Source organism: Pedobacter sp. P26 (assembly GCF_050632135.1).
Lineage (GTDB): Bacteria > Bacteroidota > Bacteroidia > Sphingobacteriales > Sphingobacteriaceae > Pedobacter.
This window is the reverse complement of sequence record NZ_CP192574.1, coordinates 5,961,781-5,987,648: the sequence shown is the minus strand read 5'-3', so window position 1 is coordinate 5,987,648 and position 25,868 is coordinate 5,961,781. Positions and strand designations below refer to the sequence as shown.

Genomic DNA, 25,868 nt, shown 5'->3' with positions numbered 1-25,868 from the left:
AGGAAATGACAAAAATATTCATTATTAACGGAGGACAAAAATTTGGTCATTCTGGTGGCAGGTTTAACGAGACAATAGCTAATGCAACTGTCGATTTTTTTACTTCAATGAAAGAATATCAAGTAAAAACAACCAATATCAACCACGATTATAATCCCAAGGAAGAGGTGGAGAAATATGTTTGGGCGGATATTGTAATTTACCATACCCCAATCTGGTGGTTCCAGTTGCCACATGGATTTAAAAAATATATCGATGTGGTATTTACCGAAGGTCATAAAAAAGGAATTTACGTTAGTGACGGACGTAAGGCGGATCATCCAACCATAAATTATGGTACAGGCGGCATGCTGCACGGACGGAAATATATGGTCACATCATCATGGAATGCACCAAAAGAGGCTTTTACGCTGCCTGGAGAATTTTTTATGGAAACCAGTGTGGATGAAGGCGTCTTGTTCGGTTTCCACAGAATGAATGCCTTTACCGGAATGGAACGAATAGATGGTATCCATTTTCATGATGTGGAAAAGAATGCGGATATTAGGAGTGCACTTCAATTATACCAGGAACATTTAACCCAAATTTTTTTAAATACAGCAATATATGAGCATTTATTTAACAGCAATAGTTAAGAGTAAACCGGAAACGGTAAATCCGTTAAGAGAGGTTTTACTGGATATGGTAACCAATTCGAGAAAAGAAGAAGCCTGTATCCAATACGACCTGCACGAAGCTGCCGATGATTTAACCTTTGTTTTTCAGGAAGAATGGAAAGATCAGGCAGGTTTAGATCTGCACAATCAGCAGCCATATATTTTAGCCTTTGTAGCAAAAGCTGATCGGTTGACCGCTGATATCGTCATCTATAAAACAGAAAAACTGGCCTAATTACTTTTGGTGTGCCTTAGCTGTTAGCGAGGAGCCTACTGAAGCAATTACAACAAAAGCCACGGCAAAACACTCTTTTAATGTGAGGTATTCTTGTAAAAAAACGAGTGCGGCCAATGAGGCCATAGCGGGCTCTAAACTCATTAAAATACTGAAAGTCCGGGCAGGAAGCTGCTTAAGGACTCTCATTTCCAGGGTGAAGGGAATAGCGCTTGATAGCAGCGCAAGTGCTGCTCCTAAACCCAATAATTTCGGGTTCAGCGTGCTTAAACCGCCACCATAAATACCAAAGGGTAAAATGACTATTGCAGCAAATAACATCCCGATAGCAACGGCATCGCCACCCTTCATTATTTTTGAAATTCTACCTCCCAAAATAATATAGCCTGCCCAGAAAACGCCGGCCAATAGTGCCAGCAATACACCAGCTAAATTAAGTCCTGTGCCTGTCCATGGTGTAATCAATACAATACCGGTAGCAGCAAGTACCACCCACAGAAAATCAACAGGTTTCTTCGATCCGAAAATGGCTAGTCCTAAAGGTCCAACGAATTCTAACGTTACTCCTAAACCGATTGGAATTCTTGCGATGGCCATATAAAAAACCATATTCATTACTCCTAAACACACACCGTACAGGATCACGTATTTCCATTGTTTAGCATTAAATTTAAATAGGTTTGGTCTAAAGGCAATTAGTAAGATTACCGCAGATAAGCCGATCCGTAAAGATGCTGTTGCAGCAGCCCCAATTTGTGGAAAAAGCCCTTTTGCAATTGCCGCCCCACATTGCACACTAATAATGGATAGTAAAACAGCAGGTATTGGTGGAATATTGATTTTGCTTTTCATCTGGGGCTCGTAAATGAGGCGCAAAATTAGGGAATTATAATCCGCTAATATTTTAAAATAAAAAAAGGGAGAATCAGATTACGCTGCTTCTCCCTATATCATCTTAGATTATTAACTGAATAATTCCTGCTCGTCTCTGTTTTCAGTTGGGATCTTTTTTAAAAAATCGTCAAAAGATGGCCCGTCGTTATCCGAATAGATGCCATAAGCATCTAGTATATATCCAATATTTTTATCCTGATCTTCCAGAAGATACAATACAGAGTTATCAGCAGGGTCTGAATCTCCTTCAAAGCGGTAGGTTTTAACAATAGTTAAATCCTCAGGTTTGTAAATTTTACCCAACGATTTACTTTGCATTTTACCATGATCAGACATTTTTAGTTCGTTATCTTTTCCTTTCAGCCTCAATTTCTCTAAAATTTGACTCAAAGTGTTCATTGCAGTTGGCTGTTCCATAGTTATAAGATTTTATACTGATTAAACAAGTGGCATTCGAAATGGTTTTGCCATCATTCTTTTTAAGACAAACTAAATGATTGTCAATGTGTTTAGTATGTAAACTAAATTTTAATAAAATGAAAAAATATTTTTTAAGCGCAGCCATTGCAGGCCTTGCATTTGTAAGTGCCTGTACCAAAACCGACAAAGAAATTGCCCAGGCAACATTAACCGAAACGGCTGATAATACCAAAACCATTGGAACAGCAAAATTTTACGAATTGAGCGATGGGAAAATTAAGATGGATATCGAGATGAATTTTGCTGCACGTGCTGATAGCAATGTTGCCGTCCACTTTCACGAGCATGGCGATTGCGGCAATATGGGCGAAAATACACATGGCCACTGGAATCCAACAAAAGAAGCACATGGAAAATGGGGATCTGCAGCTTACCACAGTGGCGATATTGGCAATATCATGTTAGATAGTAAAGGACATGCCACCCTTTCGGTTACTACCGATAGATGGAGCATAAAAGATGGCGATATTAAAAATATTATCGGTCGTGGAATTATTGTACATGGCGGTACAGATGATTATACCACACAACCTACCGGCAACTCCGGACCAAGAGTGGGTTGTGGTGTTATTGAAGCAGTAAAATAATTTGTATTAGAATAATCGTCATTGCTGACCTTTCTTAAGCGGCTAAATTTTTAGCTGCTTTTTTATGCAATTTGATCAAAGTTGTCATCATTATTAAAAAACCTAATACATTATGGCAACTCTAAACGAATCTCAAAGCGGCAAGGCTGTAAAGGGAAGATCCAAAAAGCAACACCAAAGGTAGATCTTACTGCAATGGTAGACCTGATGTTCTTATTAACCACATTTTTTATGCTCACCACAACGTTGAGCCAATTAAATGCTGCAGATATTGCCAAGCCAGATAAAACGGATATTAATATAACAGCAAATTATCCCGAATCGCGCACCATGACCATTGTACTGGGTAAAGATAACAAGGCCGTTTCTTATATGGGGACTATTGAAAAAGCCAACATGAAAGTGATCCCTATGGCAAGTCTCCAAAAGGAAATTGCTTCGAATAAGCTATTGGTGGCAGCTACCCATCAGAACAATCCATCAAAGTATATGATCGTAATCATCAAACCGGGTAAAACAGCTAAATTCCAGAATTTTGTAGATGCAGTTGATGAAATGAAAATTGCAGATATTAAATCTTACAGCATAGACGATGATCATTTCGCCGGGAAAGAGTTGTCGTTTATGAAAAATAACAGCCTTTAATGCTACTTATTTTAACCTTATAAGTTGTGGTTCCGTCGCCCTGATTAGATAGCTATCGGATTTATTTTACAAGTAGAAATTAGTATTTTCAATTGTGTTGTAGCTATCGGAAGATAAGCGGGTAATTATTTGTATTGTTTTTGGAAAGCAGGTTCATTAGCTTTTTTAATGTCAGTCCTGCTTTTTGCTTGTAGTCCCGATTAGAAAAAATCGGGCGCTACCCGCGTCAATCAGGTTTAGATAGGTTAGGTTTTTGCAACTATGTTAGGTTGAGCAGGTGTGCCAGAAAAACTTACGAAGTTGGCCCCGGCTTGGGCTAAGCGAACTTCTTCAGTTTGGCCTCTCAGCACCAGACCCAGGTTAGCTAAACCTGACAGGAGCGGACGCCGAACGCAGAGAGGTAAAGCGGATGGCAGGGCTTTCGGAACCGATAAGCAAAGAACCCTGCTTTTCAAAAAATATCAATGATTTTTCTACTGTTTGGTGAACCGCCAAACATAGGATAGGGCACATGTAAACTTCGTAGGTTTAGCGAAATAAAAAAGGCGTTCTGCAATGCTGCAAAACGCCTTTTCTAAAAATTTATTTGATTGATTAAATGCCGAAAGCAGCTTTAACCTGATCTACGTAATCTAATTTCTCCCAGGTAAACAAATCAACAGTAACCGTTTTTTCTTCACCGTTTGGTGTTCTGAAAGTTTTGGTAACCGTTTCAGGTGTACGGCCCATGTGTCCGTAAGCAGCAGTTTCGCTATAAATTGGGTTTCTTAATTTTAAGCGCTGCTCAATAAAGTAAGGACGCATATCAAAAATTGATTCAACAATTTTAGCAATCTCGCCATCAGTTTTACCTACTTTACCCGTTCCGTAAGTATTGATGTAAATACCCATTGGTTTTGCTACACCGATAGCGTAAGATACCTGAACCAAAATTTCGTCAGCAATGCCGGCAGCCACTAAGTTTTTAGCGATGTGACGGGTAGCATACGCTGCACTTCTATCTACTTTACTTGGATCTTTACCCGAGAAAGCTCCACCACCATGGGCACCTTTACCACCGTAAGTATCAACAATGATTTTTCTGCCGGTCAAGCCCGTATCACCATGCGGACCGCCAATTACAAATTTACCGGTTGGATTAATGTGGTACTCGATTTTATCGTTAAATAAATGTGCGTAAGCCGGGTTGTTTTTGATGATTCTTGGAATCAGGATATTTACCAGATCAGTTTTAATTTTGGCCAACATTGCGGCTTCTTCATCAAAATCGTCATGCTGTGTAGAAATCACAATGGCATCGATGCGAACCGGTTTGTTGTTATCATCATACTCTAATGTAACCTGGCTTTTTGCATCCGGACGTAAGTAAGTGATTTCGTTATTTTCACGACGTAAAACAGCCAGTTCCTGTAATAATTTATGAGAAAGGTTTAATGCCAATGGCATGTAATCTTCAGTTTCGTTGGTTGCATAACCAAACATCATACCTTGATCGCCTGCACCTTGTTCTTCTTTACTGCTTCTATCTACACCTTGATTAATATCCTGCGACTGCTCGTGTATGGCTGATAAAATACCGCAAGAGTTGGCCTCAAACATGTATTCGCTTTTGGTGTAACCAATTTTCTTGATTACATCACGTGCAATCTGTTGTACATCTAAATATGTTTTAGATTTTACCTCACCCGCTAAAATAACCTGACCCGTTGTAACCAAAGTTTCGCAAGCTACTTTTGATTCTGGATCGAAAGCCAAAAAATTATCAATTAACGCATCCGAAATTTGATCGGCGATTTTATCTGGGTGACCTTCAGAAACAGATTCTGATGTAAATAAATATGACATTTATTAAATAATTAATGATAAATAAACAAATTTACAATTGCCAAACCCCTTGGAAACAGGTGTTGAAATGATTGAAAGGAGGCATTAGCAATTTTTTTAAGTGGTTGCAATCCGGTCCCGTGGTATCGGGATAGCAAATCAATCCACTTTTTTACTGCCGCAAAATTAGCATATTTTCTTTATTTCAAAAATTATAGATTATTTTGTGCACTCAATCTTACACTTTGCACACAAAGATCAATATCCTCTTTATCATAAACCCTATCTCTGGTGGGAGGGGAAAACTGCGTATTCCAGATTTTATCGACAAATACCTGGATAAGGAAAAGTTTAGTCCCAATTTCGTTTTTAGCGAATATGTTGGTCATGCCGGCGAACTGGCTGATGAAGCCGCTACCAAAAACTTTGATGTAATTATAGCTGCAGGTGGCGATGGTACCATAAATGAAGTAGCTACAAAAGTGTTAAAGCACAATAAAATTTTAGGGATTTTGCCCTTGGGATCGGGCAATGGACTTGCCCGCTTTTTAAGTATTTCCAAAAACTTAAGATATGCGCTATCTATTATCAATAATTTTAAGATTGATGAAATTGATACGGCTGAGTTTAACAAAAAGTGTTTTTTCAATTTGGCTGGAATGGGATTTGATGCCCACCTGAGTTCTGTTTTTTCGAAAGACAAAAAACGCGGATTATCAGGTTATGTAAAACTGGGTTTTAAAGAGGTTTTTAACTATAAGGCGCAAACGTATAATTTGAATATCGACGGGACTGAATATACCAGAAAAGCCTTTGCCATCAGCATTGCCAATTCATCGCAGTATGGAAACGATGTTTACATCGCACCAAATGCTTCGGTAAAGGACGGATTGCTGGATGTTTGCATTATTAAACCCTTCCCGATAATAAAATTGCCTGTTTTAGGTTATGTAATGTTAAGGGGCAAAGCAGAAAGCTCTGATATGATTGAAATTATTAAAGGAAAAAATATTAAAATTATAAGGGAAACGGCAGGAGCGGTGCATGTAGATGGAGAGCCTTTGCAAATGGGCGTTGAGATTGAAGCAGTTATTAATCCACTCTCGTTAAAAGTGATTGTTCCATAGTTTAGTTTGGAGTTGAGGGTTTGGAGTTTGGAGCCGATCTGACTATTAACCCTGAGCCATAAACTATCAACCATTGACCAATTTAGAGTTGAGCGTTTGGTGTTTGGAGTCGGGCGTCAATTAAACAATTAACCCAACAAACTAACCCTCATCCATTTTACATCTCCCATATTACATTATAAACATGAAACCAAAGAAAAACAGTTTAAGCGATCTTGGCGGAATTATGTATTCTACCAATCCCGAATTCGAATACGAAGAAGAAGTTGATGATACCGTTACCTCGCCGAACAACCAGCAGGATTTGAGGGTAATGCTTGATAAAAAGAATCGTGGTGGTAAAGCAGTAACGTTGATTACAGGTTTCAGGGGCCGCTCAGAAGATTTAGAAGTATTGGGTAAAATGCTGAAGACCAAATGTGGGGTTGGTGGTTCAGTTAAAGATGGCGAAATCATGATCCAGGGTGACGTTCGTGATAAAGTGATGGGCATTTTGCAAAAAGATGGTTATAAAGTGAAAAAAGCAGGGGGATAATTAAAAAGTTGTCATCCTAAGTGCAACGAAGGATCTTTTTTTCGTGTGAAACTCGTCGCAATAGTCTTTGACTCCGCTCAGACTGACAAACGTTAGTTAACACCCATAAACTAAATCACTATTGTTTGGTTTTACTTATTCAGCTAATTAACTACTCCCAAATATAAATCCTGTCCCAATCCCATCTTTTACTAGTTTATCTAATCCATATCCTGTTTTAATGTTTCCTGAGCAGATTTTTTACGGGATGTTTATGGAAAATTAAACGCATGAAAAGAATAATTTACTTCCTTCTCCTTTGTTCATCGCTATACTCATTTGGACAGAAAAAAAAGATGCTTTCTTAAGTGAAGCCAATGGTAATCCAACGTATTATGGAATTTCCAGACCGCATTCAAACTGTTCTGTATTGCTTCGGGTTGATGAAAGAACCAAATGGATTTCTTTTAGTAATCCTGAGTCGAGTGATTCACTAAAAAATAATGTTTTTCTTGGAGAGGCAAAAAAGATACATCTGGAAATGAGGATCCACAAAGACAGCCTAAGATATTATAGGTATTCTGTTATAGAGAACGATAGTGTTTACCTTGTGGATGATGCCATTCTAAGTAATATAAATTTTAAATGGCCCAAAGAGAGTGATTTTCCAAATTATTTTACAATGAGTTTGGGCGATTATAATGTTGTTGGTAAAAAGATTATTGTTAAAGTATACAAACTGCCTCAGAAATTTAAAGTAAACACAATTGTAATTTATAATCAGCCCCTTTTACCTCCTAAAGTATTGATTAAGAATCTGTTTTCAGAATCAATAAATACAAAGGGATTATCTGTTAGTGAAATGACCAGACTAATGATAAAAAGAGGGCGGAAATCATTTTTTCTCAAACGGCAGCCTTTTAATAATGGCGAAACTATTATTGTGAGTGATAGTATAAAGCTAATGTCAATTGGTATAGAGAATACAGGTGTTAATTTTATTTACAAAGTAAAAATAACCCGATATGGTAGTGATTACCCTGAAGAAACTGTTCTAACAACCAGCGATTGGGATAATTCGTATGTCTCGGTTGATGCTGAATATTTTAAGAAACCAGGAACATATAAGGTCTCAATTGCACCTGAAATATGTCGGTCGCTTGATTTGCCTCGCGGTATAAGCTGGACATTACCCCAAACATCTTTTGAGTTTACAGTGATTGAAAAGAAAGAAAAGCTTTTTACCTCTCGAGAGTTATTACTAGTTAGTGTTATCATAGGGGCCCTTTGTGGTATCATATCGGTTTTGATCCTCAATAACCGTAAAAAAAGCTGCAAAGGTAATTGCGCAAAAATCTCAGGAAAAAGAAATCGCTAAACTGAAGTTAGATTCCGTCCGTTCTCAATTAAACCCGCATTTTTTATTTAATGCGCTCGCAGGTATCCAAACGCTGATGAACAAAAATGAAATCGATAATGCCAATCGCTACCTTACCAAATTTGCTCGATTAACGCGTAATGTTTTAGACCATAAAGACCTTATCAGCTTAACATCAGAAAAAACGGTATTAGATGATTACCTGCAGATGGAGCAGTTACGTTTTGGTTTTCAGTACCAGATTACAGCTTCAGCTGATTTAGATGTAGAGAATATAGAAATACCAGCCATGCTTTTACAACCCTTTGTAGAAAATGCGGTGAAACATGGCATTGCTGGAAAAGGGAATGATGGAAAGATTGAAATCAGTTTTACAAAGCAGCAAACGGATTTGATATTAAGTGTAAAAGATAACGGCAATGGTTTCGATGTAGAAAAAGATTATGCTGGCTTGGGTTTGGCATTGACTAAAAACAGAATATCTTTACTGAATTCGATTTATAAAGAAACACCGTTTTTATTGGATATGAAAGCAAATGCAAATGGAACTTTAATCCGGATCACAATTAATCAATGGTTATAAAATGCGGGCAATTTTAGTAGATGATGAGGTAGCTAATTTAGAAAATCTAAAGATTTTACTGGATAAACACTGTCCTGATATTAAAGTGGTAGCTAGTGCATCCAATATTGACGAGGCTTTTGCACAGGTTAACCTGCATCATCCCGACTTACTTTTCCTGGATATCCAAATGGGAAAAACAACAGGTTTTGACCTGTTGAACCTGCTCACCGAGAAAACCTTCGAAGTAGTGTTTGTTACCGCTTATGATCATTATGGCATTCAGGCAGTAAAGTTTGCCGCATTAGATTATCTGCTCAAGCCCGTTGATCCTGAGGAGCTGAAAACTGCGGTAGAAAAGGCTGAAATCAGGTTCAGGAATAAAATTAATGGTGAGCAGCTTAATTTTTTGTTGAGCCAGATTAAAAAAGTGAATCGAGCAACCCGAAAATTGCCTTGCCCCAACAGCATGAAATCCGTTATGTTCCTGTTGACGATATTATCCGTTGTGTAGCCGATAATACCTATACTTTTTTCTTTTTGAGCAACGGTGATAAAATCCTGATTTCGAAACCGCTGAAAGAATATGCAGATCTGCTCAAACCTCAGGGTTTTGTGCGGGCGCACCAAAGTCACCTGGTAAATCCGAAATTTGTAAAAAGCTGGTTAAAAGAAGATGGCGGAACGCTGTTGATGAATAATGGTGATAAAATCCCGGTATCTAAACCAAACAGGGAAATGGTTAAAGAGGTGCTGGGGAAATAGTTTTTAAAATAATTACGTCATTACAAGTAACCATCAGATCTGTGGTCTGAAAAAATAGGAATGATGTCCTATATGCGCTTTCTAACGTATTAGATTTAAGATTTTGCAGCCTGTAAAACTCATTGAGCTAAGATGTCTAAGTTGGTCGTAAAAATTCAAAGACTACGCTGTTTAATTAACCACCTAGACACCTAAGAACATCTAATTTCATTAAATAATTCTTTAGGCTTTCACATCATATAAGAACATGTAAGCTTATATGGTCCTTAAATGTCTTATATGGTCAAAAAATAACACTAAATATCAGTTGTTTACATAAACTTTATTATAGCGCACGAAACAATCTTAATGCACACGCATGTAACTGTCGTTGTAAGATTGCTTCATCGTTCCTCCTCACAATGACGAATCTTTGTTTTTAAACCTTACATTTTTGTACTTTTGCGGCTATGTCAGTTATTAAACCCTCATTAGCAAAAGGTACCCGCGATTTTACTCCTGTTGAAATGGTAAAACGCAACTTTATTTATGATACCATTAAAACGGTTTTCAGGAAATATGGTTATGCTGAAATCCAGACGCCAAGTTTTGAAAATCTTTCTACCCTAACCGGAAAATATGGCGATGAAGGTGATAAACTGATTTTTAAGATTCTGAATAGTGGGGAATATTTGAGCCAAAAAGTTTTAGATAAAGTCAGTCATCTCAAAAAAGAATTTGAAGATGCACAAGGTTATCTTGCTGAAAATGATGATTCTAATCCTGACAAAATAGTAATAGGTGGAAATGCCTCTGTAGTATTTGGAAATAATGAAGAGTTTACTAAGCTACAACAAGCAATATCACTTTATAAAAATGTAAGTAAAACTGTTCTTACAGATATTTCCGAAAAAGCCCTTCGTTATGATTTAACTGTTCCCTTCGCCCGTTATGTAGTAATGCACCAGCACGAAATTACCTTACCTTTTAAACGTTTCCAGGTGCAGCCAGTTTGGCGTGCCGATCGACCGCAAAAAGGCAGGTACCGCGAATTTTATCAGTGTGACGTGGATGTAGTAGGTTCGGAAAGTTTGCTGAACGAAGCTGAATTTATTTTGATCTACAATGAAGCCTTAAGCAAATTGGGACTAAAAGATTTCAGCATAAAAATTAATAACCGGAAAATTTTATCGGGTATTGCCGAGATTATTGGTAAACCTGATTTGATTATTGATATGACTGTGGCCATCGATAAACTGGATAAAATTGGTTTAGATGGCGTAAGTAAAGAATTGTTGGAACGTGGTTTTACCGAAACTGATTTGGAAAAACTCCGTCCGGTAATTTTATTGGAAGGTACCAACGAAGAAAAACTGGCCAGCCTGAAAGAAGTTTTAGCTGAATCCGAAACCGGTTTAAAAGGTGTTGCTGAAATTGAACAGGTTTTTCAATATGTAGAAAGTTTGATTTCCTATGGCTTACCGTTGGTTGCCAAATTAGAACTCGATATTACTTTGGCCCGTGGCTTAAATTACTATACTGGCTGCATTTTCGAGGTTAAAACCAATGAAGTGGCGATGGGCAGTATCGGTGGTGGTGGTCGTTACGATGATTTAACAGGTATGTTCGGTTTAAAAGATTTAACAGGTGTAGGTGTTTCTTTTGGTGCCGACCGTATTTATGATGTATTGGAAGAACTTAACCTTTTCCCTGCTTCAGCTGAGGTTGGAACAAAAGTGTTGATCAGTAATTTTGATGCGGAGGCTGAAAAATATGCTTTACCAATTGTTCAGCAGTTTAGAAATGCGGGTATTTCAGCTGAATTATACCCAAGTTCGGCAAAACTGAAAAAACAAATGGCCTATGCAGATGCCAAGAATATCCCTTATGTAATATTAATCGGTGGCGATGAAATTGCCAGCGGAGAACTTACATTAAAAGATATGCAAAGCGGTGAGCAGAAAAAGCTAACTGTTTTAGGTATACTGGAGTTGTTGAAATAACGCTAGTTTTTTACCGCAAAGCTCACAAAGGTTTTCGCAAAGAAACGCAGAGGATCGGTCATGTACCCCGCTTTGTGCACTTTGCGCTTGCCTTCTTTTCCTTTGCGGTTAAGTTAGTCTCCCAATCCGCAATAAAACCGGGAAATGAACATCCTTCTCTGCATCATCACCCCAGGCTTCTTTTAGTTCGGTAAACAGGTACTCCAAGGGATTGCGATCGTTAGCTTTTTTGTAATGCTGCAAGGAAGACCAGGTATTTAAATAGCCAATTAACTGGTTAAAATTCCAGGTGGTTTTGATCTGAAAATGTGGTGCAATAATTTCTTCAAAAGGAAAAGGAATGGTTTTATAACCTTCTTCAATATAGCGGCGTTCACTGTCCCAGTATTTGCCTAATATATCTTCATAAAGTTTATGGATAACTTTGTCTACTTTTTTATCGATTGACATAATCCCATAACCAATTACAGCAAAAAGTCCATCTGGTTTTAGTGTTCTCTTTACTTCGGCGTAAAATGCTTCAAAATTAAACCAATGGATAGCCTGCGCTACCGTAATCAGATCGAAACTATCATTACCAACTGATGTTTGTTCTGCTGGTTCCACTTTGTATGTGATATTTGGTAACTGTAAAGCATTTTTTAATTGATTCTCGCTAATGTCTGTTGCATAAACCGCACCGAAGTGCTGCGCCAACACACGGGCAACCTGGCCATTCCCCGTGGCACAATCCCATGCCGTTTCCTTATTTTTTACCAGGGCGAACAGATAATCATATAGTTCCTGTGGATATGTTGGCCGGTATATGGCGTAATCGGCAGATTGGGTAGAAAAGTTATCTTTCATTGTTGTAATGATTGAATGATGGAAGGGTGAATGGGTAAGGGTGAATATAACTGCGCGCTTTCTTTATAAAATTATTATATTTTTGATAAACAACTGGTATTAATTTAAGTTTCATATTCGGCATTCAATCACTCATTCAATAATTCTACACTATGGAAAAAACAGTACAAAAAGGCGAAGTTAAGGATGTAGAATACCGGTTGAAATCTATTTTTGGTGGTTCGGTTGGCAATCTTGTTGAGTGGTACGACTGGTATACCTATTCTGCCTTTGCGTTATACTTTTCTCCAGCTTTTTTTCCGAATAGCAATCCAACAGCACAGTTATTGGATACCGCAGGCATTTTTGCCGTAGGGTTTTTAATGCGCCCCATTGGTGGCTGGTTATTTGGGAGTATCGCCGATAAATTAGGGAGAAAACGTGCAATGACGCTCTCTGTATTGATTATGGCGATAGGTTCGTTGATTATCGGTTTAACCCCAGGTTACAAACGAATCGGTATAGCGGCGCCGTTATTGCTCATTTTTGCAAGGTTGATCCAGGGCTTAAGTACCGGTGGTGAATATGGAACCTCTGCTACTTACCTCAGCGAAATGGCCACCAAAAAACACCGTGGCTTTTATTCGAGTTTTCAATATGTAACCCTAATCGGTGGACAATTATTAGCTTTAGGGATCCAGTTGATTTTGCAGAACTGGTTGCTTACTCCTGCCCAGTTACACAATTGGGGCTGGCGGATTCCCTTTTTTATTGGTGCTGTCCTCTCTTTTATTGCTTTGTATCTGCGTAGACATATTGATGAAACCGCGGCCTTTAAAAGTAAAAATGTGAAAGACAAAAAAGGAGGCATTGCCGTACTATTGAAATATCCCAAAGAGGTTTTTACGGTTGTGGGTTTAACATTGGGCGGAACCATTGCCTTTTACACGTTTAGTACCTATATGCAAAAATTCCTGGTCAATACGGTTCACCTGAGTAAAGAAACCTCTACAACATTATCATTTATCTCGCTGTTGGTTTTTGCCATTATGCAGCCTTTATTTGGTCTGTTATCTGATAAAATTGGTAGAAAGCCTTTGTTAATCGGTTTTGGGGTACTGGGCACTTTATGTACCTACCCAATTTTAACAGAGCTTGGCAGGCGAAACCAATACCACAATTATTTTTTTATTGATGATAGCTGCTTTGATTATTGTAAGTGGCTATACGAGTATTAATGCTGTGGTTAAAGCCGAGCTATTCCCTGCCGAAATCAGGGCTTTGGGGGTAGGGTTACCTTATGCTTTAACCGTTGCCATTTTCGGCGGAACGGCAGAATATTTTGCGCTTTGGTTTAAAAATATCGGTCACGAAAGTTATTTCTACTGGTATGTAACCGCATGTATTTTGATTTCGCTGATTTTGTATACGACCATGAAAGATACGAAGCACCACTCGAAGATAGAGGATTAGATTTCTTGTGCTATCTGTCGTCGAGCGGAGTTGCAACGTAGCCGAGAACCTGAAGGCTCTGCGAAGCAAAATCTAACTGGATATATCTCTCCGTTTCGCTGCGCTTCAGTCGAGATGACGACTTTTTCTATAGTATATGATGAGTAAATAACTTCTCCGTTTCAACCAGTTCTTCCATGCCAAAAAGCGCTTTCAAATAGTCTACAAATAATTACTCACCTCAATTAAATTCATATCCGGATCGCGGAGATAAACCGAAATAATCTTACCATTTGCTCCCGTCCGTTCTACAGGGCCCTCTTCAATCTCTATACATTTTTCTTTCAGTTCCTGCATCACCTCACGAAGTGGAAGATCTGTGATAAAACATAAATCGGCTGTACCAGGCATCGGTTTAAATGCTTTTGGTTCAAATTCTGCCCCATATTGGTGAAGATTGATTTTTTGATTGCCAAACTTCAGTGCCTTTCGGTTTTCGCCAAACTCAATAACTTCCATTCCCAGGGCAAGACTGTAAAACCTGCAGGTACTTTCTAAGTTCGCAACCGTTAATACAAAGTGATCTAAATTTTTAATGTCCATAATAATAAATTAGAACTAAAGCATTCGTCCTTTTGTTTTAACTAAAGGATTTTGTAATCCTGACATTTGGTTAGCAGATTATCGGACAACAAAATAATCAATTTTTATATATTTACCATTATGCAAAACCTGCCTCCTTTAGCCGAACGTATGCGCCCTCAAAACCTTGATGAATATGTTGGTCAGCAGCATTTGGTAGGAGAGGGAGCGGTATTGCGCAAAGCGATTGAAAGCAGTCAGCTGCCATCTATGATTTTCTGGGGTCCTCCGGGAGTAGGAAAAACCACTTTGGCTTATATTATTTCGCAGGCATTAGACCGCCCGTTTTTTAACCTGAGTGCCATTAACAGCGGTGTGAAAGATATCCGGGAGGTAATTGACCGTGCTGCACAGCTAAAAGACAGCTTTCTGGGTTTGCCTATTTTGTTTATTGATGAGATCCACCGTTTTAGTAAATCGCAACAGGATAGTTTGTTAGGTGCTGTTGAACGTGGTTTGGTTACTTTAATAGGTGCCACAACCGAAAATCCATCGTTCGAGGTCATTTCCGCGTTGCTTTCCCGTTGTCAGGTTTATATTTTAAAATCACTCACAGAAGAAGAATTAGTCGGTTTGTTGCAAATAGCCATTAAAAAAGATGCTGTTCTAATTGAGAAAAAAATTACGATAAAAGAGCATGAGGCCTTAATCCGTTTATCTGGTGGCGATGCGCGGAAACTGTTAAACGTACTCGAAATTGCCATCAATGGCATTGGTGGCAGTAAAATTATACTGACGAATGAAAATGTACTGGCACATGCACAACAGAACCTTGCGCTTTATGATAAAGCCGGAGAACAACATTACGATATCATTTCTGCATTTATTAAATCAATCCGTGGTAGCGACCCCAACGCTGCGGTTTATTGGTTAGCCAGGATGATTGAAGGAGGAGAAGATCCCTTATTTATCGCCCGCAGGTTATTAATTTTATCTTCAGAAGACATCGGAAATGCCAATCCGAATGCACTGTTGCTGGCCAATAACTGTTTTACGGCAGTAAATGTTATCGGTTATCCGGAGGCACGGATTATATTGTCACAATGTGTAACCTATCTGGCCAGTTCGCCAAAAAGCAACGCCTCTTATGAGGCCATTAACAAAGCGCAGGCTTTGGTTAAACAGACCGGAAATCTGCCGGTGCCCTTACATATCCGCAATGCACCCACCAAACTGATGAAGAATATAGGTTATGGTAAAGATTATCAATATTCTCATGGATATGAAGGTAATTTCTCTCCACAGGAATATTTTCCAGAAGAATTAAGCGGTACGAAACTCTACGATCCAGGCAAAAATGCAGCAGAGGAGAAACTGCGCGAAAAGCTAAGGCAAAACTGGAAAGACAAATACAAATATTAGTGTAACATTTTCTTCGAAATGCATACTAATAGGTATATTGACTAAAAATCAAACACCTAAACTAAATATGCTGAGTACTTTTTTAAGCCATCAAAGAAAATCTTTCTGGCGTTCGCGGAACAGGGGCAGTAGTATTGCTGGCCAGATTGTTTTGGGTTTCTTTATGCTTTACTTTTTTGCCATTGCCGTTGGCGTAGGTTTTGGAATGTCGCATTTCCTGCCAAAAATTTTCCCAAACAAAGAAGTAATTTCCAGTTTTAACGGTATTATCCTTTATTATTTTGCATTCGATTTTATCATGCGTTTGCAGTTTCAGGAGTTGCCAACCTTAAGTATTATCCCTTATCTGCACTTAAGGATTTCGAGGAGTAAAATCATCAGGTTTTTAAATGTTAAAGCCCTTTTTTCAGCATTTAACCTTTGGCCATTTTTTATTTTTCTTCCTTTCTGTTTTATTAAGATTTTGCCTGAATATGGAGCACTGGTTATGCTGATGTATATCGTTTCGATATTCTCGGTGATGGTTTTCAATAATTATCTGGTGCTGTACATTAAGCGGAAATCGATCACCAATACCCTTTATACCTTTTTCGGGCTGGTTGTAATTGCAGCATTTGCCGCATTGGAATATTATAAGGTAATTTCTATCATGGCAGGTTCCGATTTTGTGTTCCGTGCCATTGCTGCACATCCTTATTATGCCTTTGCATTTACCCTGGCAGCTGTAGCTATATTTTACCTTAACTCTACTTTCCTCCGTAAAAACTTATATGTAGAAGAGTTGAGCAGCAAACAAGAGAAAAAGGGCAGTACCGACTATGCTTTCCTTAACCGGTTTGGCAAGGTTGGCGAACTGGCTGCTTTAGAGTTAAAATTAATTCTCCGTCATAAACGCCCACGCTCTGCGGTTATCCTGGGTTTCTTTTTCCTTTTTTATGGATTTATTTTTTATAAGGAAAAGGCAATCAATACCGATGCTTTTGGTCAGATGATGTTCGGTGCCATTTTTATGACGGGTATTTCCATTATTATTTATGGTCAGTTTATGTTTGCCTGGCAAAGTGCCCATTTTGATGGTATATTGGCAAACAAAATCAATTTTAAAGATTACATCAAGGCTAAGTTTTTGCTTTTTACCATTGGTTGTACCATTATTACCGTATTGGCCAGTTTTTATGGGTTTTTAAGTCCGAAATTACTGCTCCTGCATTTAGCTGCTTATTTCTATAACATTGGTTTTGGAACTGTTGTAGTGCTTTACCTTGCTACCTTAAACTATAAACGCCTTGATATCACCAAAGCCGCAAGCTTTAATTACCAGGGAACTGGTGCTACCCAATGGCTTTTAATGTTCCCTTATGCACTTACACCCATTTTAATGTATGTGCCATTTGGCATATTAAATAAACCTTACTGGGGATTGGCCGTAGTGGGCATATTCGGTTTAGCCATGCTGCTGTTAAGGGGCTTCTGGGTAGACTATATTGCGAAACGACTTGAAAAACAACGATATAAAATAGCCGAAGGCTTTAGAGAATAATTATGATTTTAGAAGTTAAGAAATTACAAAAAGTTTATGGCGATAAAACCGTTGTAAACATCGAAGATCTACAGATTGCTGCCGGAGAAACCGTAGGTTTAGTAGGAAATAACGGTGCAGGTAAAACTACTTTCTTCAGGATGCTTTTAGACCTGATCCGCCCAACCACGGGCGAGGTTTTATCGAAAGGCCGGAATGTAATGCAGAACGATACCTGGAAAGATTATACCGCATCATTTTTAGATGAAGGTTTCCTGATCGATTATTTAACGCCTGAAGAGTATTTTATTTTTATTGGCGGTTTACATAACCTTAGTGTTGCCGATGTTTCTGCATACCTTAACCAATACGGCGAGTTTTTTAATAGCGAAATCCTCAATAGTGGTAAATACATCCGCGATTTTAGCAAGGGAAACCAGGTTAAAGTGGGCATTGCTGCCGCTTTGATGCAAAAGCCAGAGATCTTAATTTTGGATGAACCTTTTGCCAACCTCGATCCCACTACCCAGATCCGTTTAAAGAATTTGTTAAAAGCGCAGGCAGGCAATATGACTACTTTTATTTCCAGTCACGATTTAAACCACGTTACCGATGTTTGCAGCAGGATTGTGCTGGTAGAAAAAGGGCAAGTAATCAAAGATTTTAAAACAGATGAAAATACTTTGAAAGAGCTGGAGAGTTACTTCTCTGCTTAGTTTTTGTACTAAGAATGATACAATATATAAAAAGGGTCTTGATTTATCAGGACTCTTTTTTGTTAATAAGAATACTGTTTGTAGCATAAACTATGGAAATGGGCCGAAAATACGGTTATATCAGTTTTTGGCATTGTGTTTGAATATGTCGGGTAGAAATTATAAATCTAGCATATCATGAGTATTTCAAAAGTAAGAATAGCGACATTAAGTATAGGATTAGCCATAGGATCAATGGCATTCCAAAGTTGTGATAGTTTAACTAAAACACAAAAAGGTGCCGGTATTGGTGCAGCAGCAGGTGGTGTAATTGGGGCATTAATCGGTAAAAAAGCCGGTAATACAGCAGTCGGTGCTTTAATTGGTGGTGCTATAGGTGGTACAGCAGGAGCTTTTATCGGACGTAGAATGGACAGGCAGGCAGCTGAAATTCAAAAAGCTATTCCTAATGCAGAAGTTATTCGTGAAGGAGAAGGTATTATTGTCAAATTCGACAGTGGTATCTTATTTGATTTCGATAAAACTGCTTTAAAAGATGCAGCTAAAACCAATATTCAGAGCTTAGCGTCTTCACTAAACCAATATCCTGATACAGATATCAAAATTATCGGCCATACCGATAGCCGCGGTACTGAACAATATAACATGGGGCTTTCAGAAAGAAGAGCAGCAGCAGTTAAAGCTTATGCCGTTTCTCAAGGTGTTCCATCTTCAAGATTAGTTACCATTGGTAAAGGTTTTGCCGAACCAATTGCAGATAACGATACTGATGCTGGCCGTGCAGCTAACCGTCGTGTAGAAATTGTAATCGTTGCTAACGATGCATTAAAAGCTTCAGCGCAAAAACAAGGATAATATTGCAATTTCCCTCTACCTATGAGGTCATTATATATGCAACCCTGGTGTACATCCACCGGGGTTTTTTGTTTCTATGCGTTCAATTGTGGTGTCTGATGTTTCTATCTGACACTGCTGGTCCGTATTCTTTAGTTTTATGAAAGCAGGTTCCTGTGTTTATCGGTTCTGAAAGCCCCGCCATTCGCTTTACCTCACTACATTCGGTGCCCGCTACTGTCGGGTTTAGTTAACCTGGGTTTGGTGCTGACCAAGCCAAACTTACGAAGTTTCGATTAGCACAAGCCGGGACTACTTCGTAAGTTTTTGATGTGGAGTCTGATGTTTCCGTCTGACACTGCTGGTATATTCTTTAGTTTTAGGAAAAGCAGGTGCCTGTGTTTATCGGTTCCGAAAGCCCCGCCATTCGCTTTACCTCACTACGTTCGGTGCCCGCTACTGTCGGGTTTAGTTAACCTGGGTTTGGTGCTGACCAAGCCAAACTTACGAAGTTTCGATTAGCACAAGCCGGGACTACTTCGTAAGTTTTTGATGTGGTGTCTGATGTTTCCGTCTGACACTGCTGGTATATTCTTTAGTTTTAGGAAAAGCAGGTTCCTGTGTTTATCGGTTCTGAGAGCCCTGCCATCCGCTTTACCTCACTACGTTCGGTGCCCGCTACTGTCGGGTTTAGTTAACCTGGGTTTGGTGCTGACCAAGCCAAACTTACGAAGTTTCGATTAGCCCAAGCCGGGGCCACTTCGTAAGTTTTTCCAGCACACCTGCAACCCCAAATAGTTGCAGTGGCCGAATTTCTTAAACGGGATTGAAGCGGCATCCTCCCGATCCCGATTCTTCATCGGATTGGGAGATACAGCGAAAAGCCCGGCTAAACCTGAATAGTTGTAATTGCCTTGCTTTTCAAAAAGAAAGAATATATATTTTATGAAGACCTGTCAGATGGTAACATCTGGTAGCACAATAAGATTAGTCTGCAGAATAAATATCTTCGAAATAACTCACCACAAGCGATTTCATCAGCATTTCCTGCTCCAGCATGGTATATGGCGGAATAGCTTTAATTAATTTCCAGTGCGGCCAACCATCCTGATCCAAACCCTCCAGTTCATAAAAACCCATTTCGCTCAATAAACGGCAGGTAGCAATGTGCATCAGTTCTTCTTTCTGACGTTTACTGTATTTCTTCGGACCTTTGCCCAGTTCCTGAACACCGATGAGAAAAAGCATCACCTTTAAATCAGGAAAATCGGAATCAAATTCAGTTGAAATCCTTTCCTGTAAAACTTTCCATTTGGCATTAATCTCCGACGGCTTCATATCTGCAAAGATAGTGTAAAAACGTGTAAGCCTTAAGTAAAACGTTTAGGCTTTTTAACACTTAAGCTTGAATGGTAATGGTATTTTTGGTTACATTTATAACCTATGGATACGAATATCAATAAAACAATTCATGCAGGTTTATTAGCTTACGGCATGTCTGGAAAGGTTTTTCACGCGCCATTCCTAAATGCACATGATGGTTTCAATCTAAAGGCCGTAGTAGAGCGAAGCCATAAAAATGCATTTAACGATTACCCCAGTATTATTAGTTACAACAGTGTTGAAGAGTTGCTGAATGATGAAGAAATTGATTTAGTAGTGATTAATACTCCAAATAATCTTCATTACGAACATTCGAAAGCCGCATTAAATGCGCATAAACATATTCTGGTTGAAAAACCTTTTACCGCTACCACTGCGCAGGCCAAAGAACTTTTCGAACTGGCCGATAGCGTTGGCAAACAGATTTTCTTTTACCAGAACCGCCGCTGGGACAGCGATTTTACTTCGGTAAAAAAGTGCTTGAAAGTGGCAAGCTAGGTAAGCTGGTCGAAGTTCATTTACGTTACGATCGTTACCGCAATGTTATCGGGCCAAAGGCATTTAAAGAAAAGCCGGTAGAGGCAAGCGGACTACTTTACGATTTAGGTCCGCACCTTTTAGATCAGGTGATCGGTTTATTTGGCAAACCGTTGAGTTTTCATAAAATTTTGGGTAAAAACAGGGCTGGTACTTTGGTTGATGACTATTTTTCGATCCAATTGAGCTATCCTGATAGCGTAAATGTTTTTGTAACCTCGAGCATGTTGGTGGTAAACCCACAGCCAGGCTTTGTTTTACATGGCGTAAACGGTAGCTTTATTAAACAAAGAACCGATATCCAGGAAGAACAATTACTGGCGGGTATGAAATTAACTGATCCAGGTTATGGCGTTGAACCTGCAAATAAGGATGGTTTATTAACCACTATAGATGCTGATGGCAAGAAAACTGAACAGGTCATTAAGTCGGAAATAGGGAATTATCTGCCGCTTTTTGAAGCCGTTTACCAGTCAATTACCAATAATCAGCCATATCCGGTTACCAGAGAAGATGTTCTGGTTCAATTAGAAATCATCGAAAGCTAACCTTATTTGTGCAATCCTTTAAATCCACTTAATCTGTGTAATCTTTATTATGAACTCACTGCCATTTGCTTATTTAATCCCTATTTTTTTGATTGCTCTTTACCTCATCCTTAAAAAAAGAAGGTTGCTATTGAGCCTTTAACGGATGTAGACAAAAAAATACTCGATGATTATGTAGGCTATTACCATAATCTCGATTCGACTGATAAGCTTAAGTTTGAGCAGAAAGTAGCTGCATTTTTTAGTTCGGTTAAAATTGAAGCGGTAGGCTTGGAAATAACTACTCTGGATGAACTGCTGATTGCCTCAAGTGCGGTTATTCCTATTTTTGGTTTTGACGATTGGCAATACAAAAACTTAACCAGCGTTTTATTGTATCCAGATACTTTTAACAAAGATTTTCAGTTTGATGGTGGAGAAAGGAATATTATGGGCATGGTTGGTACGGGGTATATGAACGGGCAGATGATTTTATCACGTTCAGCGCTGCGTCATGGTTTTTCTAAAAGTGCAGGTAAAGAAAATACGGCCATACACGAATTTGTTCACCTTTTAGATAAATCGGATGGAGCAACGGATGGCGTTCCGGAAAATTTGATGGCACATGAGTACACTTTACCATGGATTAAAATGATGCATGAAGAAATGGAAAAAATTGAGGATAATAAGTCGGATATTAACCCTTATGCCATCACCAATCAGGCCGAATTTTTTGCCGTGGTTTCTGAATATTTCTTTGAAAAACCTGAGCTGTTAAAAGATAAACACCCCGAATTGTATTTTCAGTTAAGCCGTATTTTTGCTCAACAGCCCGCGGGTTAAAAATGAATTATTGAATGAGAGTATTGGCAACCATTATCTGTAGTCTGATTTCGATCAGCAGTTTTGCACAGAAAACTTATGTGTTAAGGCAAAATTATCCAACAGGTTATCGTTATGATTTTACAATCAATTCTGATCAGATCATTAACCAGAAAATTGGCGGTCAGGATGTGCATTTAACGCAAAATATAGGAACGGATTATACTTTCGATATTACCGAAGGACATAATGGAGAAAAAGATGTGAAAGTAACCTACAACAGGATTTTTATGAAATCAGTTGCGATGGGTACTACAATGACCTATAATTCGGATGAGCAGGACATCACCAAAAAAATCCATTCAGTGGTTTAAAGGGTGCTTCTTTTTTTATGACGGTAACGCCAAACGGAGGGATTAAAACCGTTGCGGGCATTGATAAAATGCTCGATAATATTGCGGCAAGGATGACTACCGATACCAGCCAGGTAAAACAGATCAAAAATGCCTTAAGCAAACAGTTCAGCGAAGAGGTGGTGAAACAGACCATGGAATCATCGTTTAAGATATACCCGGAAAGAGCAGTTAAAATTGGCGACAGCTGGACGGTTGATACAAAACTGCAGATGAGTATGCCTATCGAAACCATTACCGCATATACTTTGAAAGAAGTGAAAGATGGAATTGCTATCCTGAGCGTAAAAGGTTCATTGATATCAAAAGGAAGTTTTGAGACCATGGGCAATAAAATGGAAACCGATTTAAAAGGGACCAACTCAGGAGAAACATCAATTGATATTAAAACCGGGATCGTACTGAACAGTCACTTACGTATAGAGCTGTACGGGAAAATGAAGTCGATGGGACAAGACATTGATTTCGAAATGCAGGGCATTAACAAAATTGTAGGTAAAGAGGTTAACTAAATTATTTAGACCTTATAGGTTTTTTAAACCTATAAGGCCTTTTAAAAAACTACAAACTACCCGTTAACGCCACCAAAAACTCCGTTGGAATTTCGATATGGGGAATATGGCCACAGGCATCAAATTCGATAATTTTGGCCCCTATAATTTTAGCTGCTGTCTGTTTGCCTAGAAATTTGTACTGGCCGTGTAAAGCCTGCTGATCGGATGTAAGCAAGCCTTTTCCCACAATAGTTTTATCTTCTTTACCGATAAATAACACGGTAGGCACCTTTAAATTCTGAAATTCGTAAACCACTGGTTGTTCGTAAATCATGGTATAGGTGAGTGCAGCTACTTTTGCCCAGCGCGGATAATCGGCACTGTTTGTTACACCACCTGCAATATCAACAAGGTATTCGTATTCTGGTTTCCAATAGGTAAAATAAGAGCCCTGATAGTATTTCCTTACACTTTCTGCGGTAGTTTTTAGTTCTGTTTGGTATTGCTGTGCAGTAGTGATGTAAGGAACAAAAGTTTTATAGTCTTCTAAACCGATCGGATTTTCGAGCAGCAGTTTTTCAGTTGTTCCGGGGTACATTAAAGCAAATCGGGTGGCCAGCATACCGCCCATACTGTGGCCTAAAACCACGGTTTTTTGAATGCCTAAGGTATCGAGGAGTTTTTTGTTCCAGGCGGCCATCTGGTGAAAGCTGTAATGGATAAATGCTTTCGATGATTTGCCAAAACCGATCTGATCAGGAACAATAACCCGATAACCAATCTTGGTTAATGCTTTGATGACGTTGCCCCAGTAATAACCTCCAAAATTTTTTCCATGGAAAAGAATTGCTGTTTTGCCGTTTGCATTTGCAGTTGGGGCAACATCCATGTAGGCCATTTTGATATCCTTTCCCTCAGTATTAATCGGGAAATATTTAACCGGGTAGGGGTATTTAACGTTCTCTAAGTTAATAGAAAGGGTATCTGTTTTTGCCTGTACTTTGCTAAAAATAAACAGGCTAAGTGCTAATAACAGGAAGTATCTCTTCATTGATGGCTAATAATGTAAAAAACTAATTGGCTCAAGTTAAACTTTTGCCAATTAGTTAGCTTAAAAATCATGCCCTTTTTACATAGGCTGCTTAAAAGATGTATTGTGTATAAAGTAAAGTGTAAAAAGAACGGCTATATCATCAATACAATTATGTCTGCCTTAGTGATAATTTATTACAAAAGTCAATATGAATGACGGCAATTGATCTACGCGTAAAAATTCTCTCAAGTTACCGTCATTTCGAGCGGAGTGTAACGCAGTCGAGAACCCGAAGGCTCTGCGAAGCAAAATCTGTCTAGATAGATCTCTCCACTTCGCGTTGCTCCGGTCGATATGACGACCATTCTATTGGAGGTTGTCAATGGTAGAGATAATTTATTGTGTAAACCTATCATTCTCATCAAAATTATTATTTAAATAGCTGCTTAAGTAAAGGTGTTGGGATCTGTAATGTTGTAGCGTCTGAAAAATCGCCGACAAATGATTTTACATTAACATTTTGCAGTTGTACTCTAGACGTATCTGTTGTCTTAATATTCAGATTATCAAATGGGAATGGTTTTTTGTTATTTTCATCCATATTTCCGATTTCAATTTCTGAATTATTTGCAATAATGTACAGATCTTTAAAAGCATTGGTATAGCCACTAAACTTAGTCTTATTCAGGTTAAGATATAGTTTGCCGATTTTAGTTGGGTTAATTACACTGGTTTTTCCATTTGCATCGTTGTTCGTAATATCCCCGCTTAAAAATAGATCTTCAACATTATCCAGGTTTAATGTTACAGCATCTGAATGAGCACTAAATTCTAAAATGTTAGCATTCGCAACTGAAACCTTGCTGATCTTTGGACAATAAATCACAACAACAATTTTTTCAATGCCATTATCCTCACTAAAATTTTTAATTGATAATTGAAGTACACCGTTTGCATCTACTTCATATTTTAAATCGTTTTTAAACTTTTCTTGAATCTTAAGTCCATACTTGTTATCTTCTTTTACAAAAAGTTGTACACTAAAACCCTTTGCATTTTTAATCTGAACTGCATTGAAAGGCGATTGCAATGAAACGTTAATCCTTTCTTTCGATTTTTGTTCAAAAGTTTCATTATTGATTTCTTGTGTTCCAAGATAAGAGTCTTCAATTCCTCTTTCCTTGTAATTTACCTTTGCGTTTATGGCCACAACTATAATCGGTATAGCGATTAGTAGTATTGCGAGGCTGATTAATAATTTATTACTTGTTTTCATCTTCTTAAGCGTTAAAATTTTCTTTTACAAATGTTTTGTATTTGCTCTCTAATTCATCAAAGCCGATATTCAATAAATAAATATTCCGGAATACCACCGGAAGTTCATCTTCCATAAATAGTACTTTTCTATAACTTTTTACATGCTCTATCGCATCGTCGGTAATAAAAAAACCGATCCCTCTTTTATTGTTGATGATATTTTTATTCTGCAAGAGTTCGTAGGTACGCATTACAGTATTGGGATTTACCTCAAGCTCAACAGCTAATTCCCTAACCGAGGGTACTTTTTCTTCGGCTTTCCATTTTCCGAGCAAAATATGTTCACATACATATTCTGCAATCTGAAGATATATTGCCTTATTATCTCTAAATTCCATATCTA

Annotated in this window: 31 protein-coding genes; 22 read left to right on the top strand and 9 right to left on the bottom strand. The window is 38.4% G+C overall.

Annotated elements, in window-relative coordinates:
* Window positions 1-5: 5 nt before the first annotated feature.
* Complete coding sequence (locus ACQ86H_RS27920; RefSeq protein WP_138819449.1) at window positions 6-635, top strand: NAD(P)H-dependent oxidoreductase; 630 nt, start codon at window positions 6-8, stop codon at window positions 633-635.
* Window positions 607-891, top strand: coding sequence for a putative quinol monooxygenase (locus ACQ86H_RS27915; protein ID WP_138819450.1), 285 nt, complete (start codon window positions 607-609; stop codon window positions 889-891). The genes ACQ86H_RS27920 and ACQ86H_RS27915 overlap by 29 nt, the downstream gene beginning before the upstream one ends.
* Here the strand turns inward: ACQ86H_RS27915 and ACQ86H_RS27910 are convergent, their stop codons facing one another.
* A complete protein-coding gene (locus tag ACQ86H_RS27910; protein ID WP_431293197.1) occupies window positions 892-1,743 on the bottom strand; it encodes an EamA family transporter in 852 nt (283 codons plus the stop codon).
* A 111-nt stretch (window positions 1,744-1,854) separates the two neighbouring features.
* On the bottom strand, window positions 1,855-2,202 hold the full coding sequence (locus tag ACQ86H_RS27905) for a hypothetical protein (protein ID WP_121284503.1): 348 nt from the start codon (window positions 2,200-2,202) through the stop codon (window positions 1,855-1,857).
* Between the two features lie 119 nt (window positions 2,203-2,321).
* Between ACQ86H_RS27905 and ACQ86H_RS27900 the strand changes: the two genes are divergently transcribed.
* Entirely contained in the window at window positions 2,322-2,852 is a 531-nt protein-coding gene (locus ACQ86H_RS27900; protein ID WP_138819452.1) for a superoxide dismutase family protein, read from the top strand.
* Between the two features lie 81 nt (window positions 2,853-2,933).
* A complete protein-coding gene (locus ACQ86H_RS27895; protein WP_431293196.1) occupies window positions 2,934-3,497 on the top strand; it encodes a biopolymer transporter ExbD in 564 nt (187 codons plus the stop codon).
* Between the two features lie 594 nt (window positions 3,498-4,091).
* Here ACQ86H_RS27895 and metK read toward each other — a convergent pair.
* Window positions 4,092-5,342: a methionine adenosyltransferase gene (gene metK, locus ACQ86H_RS27890; protein WP_138819454.1), complete on the bottom strand. Its 1,251-nt coding sequence runs from the start codon at window positions 5,340-5,342 to the stop codon at window positions 4,092-4,094.
* A 224-nt stretch (window positions 5,343-5,566) separates the two neighbouring features.
* Here metK and ACQ86H_RS27885 point away from each other — a divergent pair, with 224 nt between their 5' ends.
* The 7 genes from ACQ86H_RS27885 to hisS all read left to right on the top strand — a co-directional run bounded on the left by ACQ86H_RS27885 (window position 5,567) and on the right by hisS (window position 11,649).
* Window positions 5,567-6,448: a diacylglycerol/lipid kinase family protein gene (locus ACQ86H_RS27885; RefSeq protein WP_246862685.1), complete on the top strand. Its 882-nt coding sequence runs from the start codon at window positions 5,567-5,569 to the stop codon at window positions 6,446-6,448.
* Between the two features lie 184 nt (window positions 6,449-6,632).
* A complete protein-coding gene (locus ACQ86H_RS27880) occupies window positions 6,633-6,983 on the top strand; it encodes a translation initiation factor (RefSeq protein WP_090504011.1) in 351 nt (116 codons plus the stop codon).
* Window positions 6,984-7,281: 298 nt separating this feature from the next.
* Entirely contained in the window at window positions 7,282-8,340 is a 1,059-nt protein-coding gene (locus ACQ86H_RS27875; protein WP_431293195.1) for a hypothetical protein, read from the top strand.
* Window positions 8,279-8,923 carry a sensor histidine kinase gene (locus ACQ86H_RS27870; protein WP_431295489.1) on the top strand — a complete coding sequence of 215 codons (645 nt, stop codon included), beginning with the start codon at window positions 8,279-8,281 and terminating at the stop codon, window positions 8,921-8,923. The genes ACQ86H_RS27875 and ACQ86H_RS27870 overlap by 62 nt, the downstream gene beginning before the upstream one ends.
* A 1-nt stretch (window position 8,924) precedes the next feature.
* Window positions 8,925-9,416 (top strand): LytR/AlgR family response regulator transcription factor, encoded by a 492-nt coding sequence (locus ACQ86H_RS27865; RefSeq protein ID WP_431293194.1) that lies wholly within the window; start codon window positions 8,925-8,927, stop codon window positions 9,414-9,416.
* The gene (locus ACQ86H_RS27860; protein WP_431293193.1) at window positions 9,359-9,667 is read left to right on the top strand and encodes a LytR/AlgR family response regulator transcription factor; all 309 of its coding nucleotides are present in this window, start codon (window positions 9,359-9,361) and stop codon (window positions 9,665-9,667) included. The genes ACQ86H_RS27865 and ACQ86H_RS27860 overlap by 58 nt, the downstream gene beginning before the upstream one ends.
* Before the next feature lie 449 nt (window positions 9,668-10,116).
* A complete protein-coding gene (gene hisS, locus ACQ86H_RS27855; protein WP_431293192.1) occupies window positions 10,117-11,649 on the top strand; it encodes a histidine--tRNA ligase in 1,533 nt (510 codons plus the stop codon).
* 108 nt (window positions 11,650-11,757) lie between these two features.
* Here hisS and ACQ86H_RS27850 read toward each other — a convergent pair whose 3' ends face one another.
* Complete coding sequence (locus tag ACQ86H_RS27850; RefSeq protein WP_431293191.1) at window positions 11,758-12,495, bottom strand: class I SAM-dependent methyltransferase; 738 nt, start codon at window positions 12,493-12,495, stop codon at window positions 11,758-11,760.
* 152 nt (window positions 12,496-12,647) lie between these two features.
* Here ACQ86H_RS27850 and ACQ86H_RS27845 point away from each other — a divergent pair, with 152 nt between their 5' ends.
* Window positions 12,648-13,712, top strand: coding sequence for an MFS transporter (locus tag ACQ86H_RS27845; protein WP_431293190.1), 1,065 nt, complete (start codon window positions 12,648-12,650; stop codon window positions 13,710-13,712).
* Entirely contained in the window at window positions 13,669-13,947 is a 279-nt protein-coding gene (locus ACQ86H_RS27840) for a hypothetical protein (protein ID WP_431295488.1), read from the top strand. Before ACQ86H_RS27845 ends, ACQ86H_RS27840 begins: the two co-directional genes overlap by 44 nt.
* A gap of 201 nt (window positions 13,948-14,148) precedes the next feature.
* Here the strand turns inward: ACQ86H_RS27840 and ACQ86H_RS27835 are convergent, their stop codons facing one another.
* On the bottom strand, window positions 14,149-14,529 hold the full coding sequence (locus ACQ86H_RS27835) for a VOC family protein (protein ID WP_138819461.1): 381 nt from the start codon (window positions 14,527-14,529) through the stop codon (window positions 14,149-14,151).
* A 120-nt stretch (window positions 14,530-14,649) separates the two neighbouring features.
* Here ACQ86H_RS27835 and ACQ86H_RS27830 point away from each other — a divergent pair, with 120 nt between their 5' ends.
* The 4 genes from ACQ86H_RS27830 to ACQ86H_RS27815 all read left to right on the top strand — a co-directional run bounded on the left by ACQ86H_RS27830 (window position 14,650) and on the right by ACQ86H_RS27815 (window position 19,020).
* On the top strand, window positions 14,650-15,930 hold the full coding sequence (locus ACQ86H_RS27830) for a replication-associated recombination protein A (protein WP_138819462.1): 1,281 nt from the start codon (window positions 14,650-14,652) through the stop codon (window positions 15,928-15,930).
* A gap of 67 nt (window positions 15,931-15,997) precedes the next feature.
* Entirely contained in the window at window positions 15,998-17,470 is a 1,473-nt protein-coding gene (locus ACQ86H_RS27825; RefSeq protein WP_138819463.1) for a DUF5687 family protein, read from the top strand.
* A 2-nt stretch (window positions 17,471-17,472) separates the two neighbouring features.
* Entirely contained in the window at window positions 17,473-18,165 is a 693-nt protein-coding gene (locus ACQ86H_RS27820; RefSeq protein WP_138819464.1) for an ABC transporter ATP-binding protein, read from the top strand.
* Between the two features lie 177 nt (window positions 18,166-18,342).
* Window positions 18,343-19,020, top strand: coding sequence for an OmpA family protein (locus ACQ86H_RS27815; RefSeq protein WP_138819465.1), 678 nt, complete (start codon window positions 18,343-18,345; stop codon window positions 19,018-19,020).
* Window positions 19,021-19,986: 966 nt separating this feature from the next.
* Here the strand turns inward: ACQ86H_RS27815 and ACQ86H_RS27810 are convergent.
* Window positions 19,987-20,337: a hypothetical protein gene (locus tag ACQ86H_RS27810; RefSeq protein WP_025143454.1), complete on the bottom strand. Its 351-nt coding sequence runs from the start codon at window positions 20,335-20,337 to the stop codon at window positions 19,987-19,989.
* Window positions 20,338-20,442: 105 nt separating this feature from the next.
* Between ACQ86H_RS27810 and ACQ86H_RS27805 the strand changes: the two genes are divergently transcribed.
* The 5 genes from ACQ86H_RS27805 to ACQ86H_RS27785 all read left to right on the top strand — a co-directional run bounded on the left by ACQ86H_RS27805 (window position 20,443) and on the right by ACQ86H_RS27785 (window position 23,193).
* Entirely contained in the window at window positions 20,443-20,880 is a 438-nt protein-coding gene (locus ACQ86H_RS27805; protein WP_431293189.1) for a Gfo/Idh/MocA family oxidoreductase, read from the top strand.
* Entirely contained in the window at window positions 20,859-21,467 is a 609-nt protein-coding gene (locus ACQ86H_RS27800; RefSeq protein ID WP_431293188.1) for a Gfo/Idh/MocA family oxidoreductase, read from the top strand. The genes ACQ86H_RS27805 and ACQ86H_RS27800 overlap by 22 nt, the downstream gene beginning before the upstream one ends.
* A gap of 129 nt (window positions 21,468-21,596) precedes the next feature.
* Entirely contained in the window at window positions 21,597-22,289 is a 693-nt protein-coding gene (locus ACQ86H_RS27795; protein WP_431295487.1) for a zinc-dependent peptidase, read from the top strand.
* 14 nt (window positions 22,290-22,303) lie between these two features.
* A complete protein-coding gene (locus ACQ86H_RS27790; RefSeq protein WP_431293187.1) occupies window positions 22,304-22,642 on the top strand; it encodes a hypothetical protein in 339 nt (112 codons plus the stop codon).
* 17 nt (window positions 22,643-22,659) lie between these two features.
* Window positions 22,660-23,193, top strand: coding sequence for a DUF6263 family protein (locus tag ACQ86H_RS27785; RefSeq protein ID WP_431293186.1), 534 nt, complete (start codon window positions 22,660-22,662; stop codon window positions 23,191-23,193).
* A gap of 49 nt (window positions 23,194-23,242) precedes the next feature.
* Here ACQ86H_RS27785 and ACQ86H_RS27780 read toward each other — a convergent pair whose 3' ends face one another.
* The 3 genes from ACQ86H_RS27780 to ACQ86H_RS27770 all read right to left on the bottom strand — a co-directional run bounded on the left by ACQ86H_RS27780 (window position 23,243) and on the right by ACQ86H_RS27770 (window position 25,863).
* The gene (locus ACQ86H_RS27780) at window positions 23,243-24,226 is read right to left on the bottom strand and encodes an alpha/beta fold hydrolase (RefSeq protein ID WP_431293185.1); all 984 of its coding nucleotides are present in this window, start codon (window positions 24,224-24,226) and stop codon (window positions 23,243-23,245) included.
* Between the two features lie 412 nt (window positions 24,227-24,638).
* A complete protein-coding gene (locus ACQ86H_RS27775) occupies window positions 24,639-25,484 on the bottom strand; it encodes a hypothetical protein (RefSeq protein WP_138819470.1) in 846 nt (281 codons plus the stop codon).
* 4 nt (window positions 25,485-25,488) lie between these two features.
* Window positions 25,489-25,863, bottom strand: a complete 375-nt coding sequence (locus ACQ86H_RS27770) for a GntR family transcriptional regulator (RefSeq protein ID WP_138819471.1) — start codon at window positions 25,861-25,863, stop codon at window positions 25,489-25,491.
* Window positions 25,864-25,868 lie beyond the last annotated feature (5 nt).